Raw genomic sequence first — 4080 nt, forward strand, 5'->3', positions numbered from 1 at the left:
GGCCAGGTCATCGACTACGACGCGCTGAGCCTGGACCCCGCGCCGGTGATGGACCGCGACGCGATCGCCGGCGCCCGCGAGCATGCCCTCTTCATGCAGCCCGGCGAGCAGTTCGTGCTCCTGTGGGATGCGCTGCTCGCGCTGGCGCAGCAGCGCACGCTGAGCGTCGTGGTCGTCGGTTCGGGCATCGCCGGCGTCGAGCTGTCGCTCGCGGTGCAGCGGCGCCTGGGCAAGCGGGCGCGCGTCGCGCTCGTCACCAACGGCGGCCCGCCGCTGCCCGATTTCCCGTCGTCCGCGCAGGTCCGCATGCACCGCATCCTGAAGCGCCGCAACGTCACGCTGTTCGAGGAGCGCTGCGTCGCCCTCGGCGGGCGGCAGGCGATGGTCGGCGACGGCATGCGCCTGGTCTGCGACGCGCCGTTGCTGGTGCTGCCGGGCCGCGCACCGTCGTGGGTGGACGGCAGCGGGCTGCTGCTCGATCCCGAGGGCGGTGCGGCCGTCGGCCCGACCTTGCAGAGCACCTCGCATCCCGAGGTGTTCCGCGGCGGCGACGACCCCGCGACGCTCGCCATCAACCTGCGCCGCTTCGTGGCCGGCGGGGCGCTGGTCACTGCGAAGCTGGCCCAGCCTGCGCTGCGCTGGGTCGATTGCGGCGATGGCGACGCGCTGGTCAGCTGGGGCGCCTGGTCGTTCGAGGGCCGCTTCGTGGCCTGGCTGCTGAGGCGGCGCGAGCGCGCTGCCGGCACGCGGCCCGGCAAGCCGCCGCTGCCGGCCTCGGTCGTGGCCCCGGTGGCCTCAGAAGTCGAGCGGCCGGAAAACGAGGGTCATCGGTGACGGCACGCGGCCGTTCTCGTCGCGCGGCAGCGTGGCGGTGCGGTCGATGGCGCGCAGCACCGTCTCGTCCCACTCCTTGACGCCGCTGCCCTTCGTGACGCGCCGGGCGATGATGGTGCCGTCCGGGCCGGTACGCACCTCGACCTCCACCTGCGGATTGCCGTCGATCGTCGAGATCAGCAGGATGTTGGGCTTGATCGCGCCGACGATCTTGCCGCGGTAGTTGGCCGACGGCGCCGCGTCGTGCGCGGCGGTGCCGGTGCTGGTGGCCGCGCCGGTGGCGCCGGCCTGGCCGAGGATGCGCTCCAGCTGCTTCTTGCGCTGGTCTTCAGTCTGCGCGGTCTGCCGCTCGAGCTCCTTCTTCTTGCGATCGGCTTCGGCCTTCGCATCGGCGACGCGCTTCGCTTCCAGAGCCTTCTTCTCTTCGGCTTCCTTGTCCTGCTGGGCCTTCAGCTCCTTCTGCTTGGCCTTCTCCTTCTCGATCGCGATCTGCGGATCGGGAGCAGGGCGGGGCGGCGGCGGAGGCGTCTCGGCCTTCGGCTCGGGGGCGGGTTTCGGCGCGGGCGGCGGCGGTGCAGGTGGCGGCTCGACGGCGCGCGGCGCGGCCACCTGCGGCACCGCGGCCCACAGCTCGGCCGAGGCCGCCACCGGCTCGCTCGATTGCCAGTTCACGCCGAAGGCCAGCGCGGTGATCAGCAGCACGTGCGCGCCGGCCGCGAACACGAAACCGGCCCCGGCGCTGTCGACGTTGTCGGGCCGCAGCGCGTCGTGCTCGCGGAAGTGCAGGAGGGAGCCGGTGCTCATCAGGTTCCGGCGTTCTTCACTGACAGCCCGACGCGCAGCACGCCTGCGCGCTGCAGCGTGTCCATCACGCGCACCACCGCCTCGTACTTGACCTGGCGATCGGCCGAGATCACGACCGGCGACTGCGCATTGCCGCCCTGCGCCTCCTTGACGGTGGCGGCGAGCGCCGTGAGCTTCAGCGGGGACGGCTCCTTGCCGTCGACGCGCAGCTTCAGGCTCTCGTCCTTGCCGACGACGAYCTCGATCACGTGCTCCGGCTGCTGCTTGCTCCTGCCGACGGTCGGCAGGTCGACGACGCCGGTGGTGATCAGCGGCGCGCTGACCATGAAGATGATCAGCAGCACCAGCATCACGTCGATGAACGGCACCATATTCATCTCGGAGATCGTGCGGCGGCGCGTGCCGCGGCCGGCGACGGCGGGCATCAGCGCACCCCTGCCGCGCCGGGCACGCCTGCCGGGACCGTGGGCAGCGGCTGCGTCGCGTTGCGTTGCAGGATGTTGGAGAACTCCTCGATGAAGGTCTCCAGCTGGATCGCGATGCGGTCGATGTCGCGTGCGAAGCGGTTGTAGGCGATCACCGCCGGGATCGCGGCGAACAGCCCGATCGCGGTGGCCACCAGCGCCTCGGCGATGCCGGGGGCGACGGTCGCGAGCGTCACCTGCTGCAGGTTCGACAGCCCGACGAAGGCGTGCATGATCCCCCACACCGTGYCGAACAGCCCGACGTACGGCGACACCGAACCGACCGAGGCGAGGAAGGACAGGTTCGATTCGACCGCGTCGAGCTCGCGCTGGAAGCTCGCGCGCATCGCGCGGCGCGAACCGTCGAGCAGCGCGCCGCCGTCGACCACGCGGCGCTCGCGCAGCTTCATGAACTCGCGCATGCCCGACGCGAAGATGCGCTCCAGCGGTGCACTGTGCGCCTTCTGCGAGGCGGCGCTGAACAGGTCGTTCAGGTTCTTGCCGGCCCAGAACTCGCGCTCGAAGTCATCGTTCATCGTGCGCACGCGGCGCAGGCCGAACAGCTTGCCGAAGATCACCGTCCAGCTGCCGAGCGACACGAGCAGCAGCCCGGCCATCACGAGCTGAACCACGAAGCTGGCATGCAGGACGAGGCTGATGATGGAAAAGTCTTGGTTCATGCGATGGCGTCGAGGATGTCGTTGGGAATGCGTCGCGGCTTGAAGGTTCCGGTGTCCACGCAGCCGATGCGGATCTCGCCCTCGGCCAGCGTCTGCCCGCCGCGGCAGGCCGCCTGTGCGAGCCGGATGCTCGCACGCCCCGATTCGACCACACGCACGCTGACCTCCAGCAGGTCGTCGAGCCGGGCCGGGCTCAGGTAGCGCACGCGGGTGTCGGCGACGACGAACATCGCGCCGCCTTCGGTGCGCATGCGCTCCTGGTGGAAGCCGAGCGAGCGCAGCCACTCGGTGCGCGCGCGCTCGAAGAACTTCAGGTAGTTGGCGTAGAACACCACGCCGCCGGCGTCGGTGTCTTCCCAGTAGATGCGCAGCGGATGGAGGAAGGCGGGAGCTTCGGTGGACGTCATGGGGCGCGAACAGCAGGCCGCGGGGCTGCACGGCGCGGGTCGCGCCATGCGGCGCCGATTATGGCTGCACGCGCTTGTAGACCGGCCCCCAGACGGGGTGACCTTGTTCCGACTTGTTCAGCGCGAAGGCCGGATCCGCGTGACGCGCGGCGCGGAACGCCGCCTCGCAGTCGCTGGTGCGGCTGCTGGTGCAGTAGATGAACGCGAGCTGCTTGTGGGCCGCGGCGCGGTCGCGCGGCGACACCAGCCCGGTCGACAGCGCCAGGTTCAGCTGCTTCTCGGCCTCGGGGTACTGGCCGTCTTCATAGGCGCGGATGCCGGCCTGCAGCGCCCGTTCGGCGGGCCGCGAGGTGACGTCGAGCAGGCCGACCGGCGGGGGCGGGGTCAGCGCGCAGCCGGTGGCAAGCAACGCCGAGGCCAACAGGACAACGGGAAACAGTCTCATGATCCGAATCGGTATTTGAGGTTGACCGGTTGGCCCGGCACGACATTGACCGTCGAACTGTAAGGCGGAAAGTCGTCGTTGCGAATCGTCACGACATGGYGGCCCTCGGACAGCGTCAGCTCGTTCAGCGGCGGCGCGGTGCCGACCGACCTGCCGTCGACCTCGACCTGGCCCCAGGGGCTGATGGCCAGCCGCACGACGCCGGTGGCGACGACGACCGGCGCCGCCGCGGCAGCGCGTTCACGGGCCTCGCGGGCACGGCGTTCCTTCAGGGTTTCCTTCGGCGGCACCGGTGCCTTGCGGGGGGCGTCGTTGCCCGAGGCGGCTGCCAGCACCGGCTCGGGTGCGGCGGCCACGGCCGCCGGCAGGACGGCCGCGGCGATGTTCACAGGCGCCGAGGCGCCGGCGGCGGCTGCGGGCGCGGAGCCGGCGGGATCGGCTGCGCT

At 71.2% G+C, this 4080-nt stretch carries 7 protein-coding genes; 1 reads left to right on the plus strand and 6 read right to left on the minus strand.

Annotation, left to right across the window (positions count from 1 at the left end; genetic code table 11):
* On the plus strand, positions 1–834 hold an 834-nt coding region (locus AC1D12_RS26825; RefSeq protein WP_477844053.1), incomplete at its 5' end, for an FAD-dependent oxidoreductase.
* On the opposite strand, the gene tolA is transcribed toward AC1D12_RS26825, so the two are convergent.
* From tolA to AC1D12_RS26855, 6 genes are all read right to left on the minus strand, one after another.
* Entirely contained in the window at positions 796–1638 is an 843-nt protein-coding gene (tolA, locus tag AC1D12_RS26830) for a cell envelope integrity protein TolA (protein WP_047504639.1), read from the minus strand. The two genes, AC1D12_RS26825 and tolA, sit on opposite strands and share 39 nt — an antisense overlap.
* Positions 1638–2063, minus strand: a complete 426-nt coding sequence (locus tag AC1D12_RS26835) for an ExbD/TolR family protein (RefSeq protein ID WP_477844055.1) — start codon at positions 2061–2063, stop codon at positions 1638–1640. The genes tolA and AC1D12_RS26835 overlap by 1 nt, the downstream gene beginning before the upstream one ends.
* Positions 2063–2782 (minus strand): protein TolQ, encoded by a 720-nt coding sequence (tolQ, locus tag AC1D12_RS26840; protein WP_477844057.1) that lies wholly within the window; start codon positions 2780–2782, stop codon positions 2063–2065. Before tolQ ends, AC1D12_RS26835 begins: the two co-directional genes overlap by 1 nt.
* On the minus strand, positions 2779–3189 hold the full coding sequence (ybgC, locus tag AC1D12_RS26845) for a tol-pal system-associated acyl-CoA thioesterase (protein ID WP_047504625.1): 411 nt from the start codon (positions 3187–3189) through the stop codon (positions 2779–2781). The genes tolQ and ybgC overlap by 4 nt, the downstream gene beginning before the upstream one ends.
* 58 nt (positions 3190–3247) lie before the next feature.
* On the minus strand, positions 3248–3634 hold the full coding sequence (locus AC1D12_RS26850) for a TssQ family T6SS-associated lipoprotein (protein ID WP_047504623.1): 387 nt from the start codon (positions 3632–3634) through the stop codon (positions 3248–3250).
* On the minus strand, positions 3631–4080 hold a 450-nt coding region (locus AC1D12_RS26855), incomplete at its 5' end, for a PEGA domain-containing protein (RefSeq protein ID WP_477844059.1). The genes AC1D12_RS26850 and AC1D12_RS26855, both read right to left, overlap by 4 nt.

This window comes from Rhizobacter sp. P1_G5 (assembly GCF_056405435.1).

Coding starts and splice junctions, on each gene's coding strand:
- ybgC (WP_047504625.1), bottom strand. CDS start 3,189: ATGACGTCCACCGAAGCTCCCGCCTTCCTCCATCCGCTGCGCATCTAC.
- tolA (WP_047504639.1), bottom strand. CDS start 1,638: ATGAGCACCGGCTCCCTCCTGCACTTCCGCGAGCACGACGCGCTGCGG.
- AC1D12_RS26850 (WP_047504623.1), bottom strand. CDS start 3,634: ATGAGACTGTTTCCCGTTGTCCTGTTGGCCTCGGCGTTGCTTGCCACC.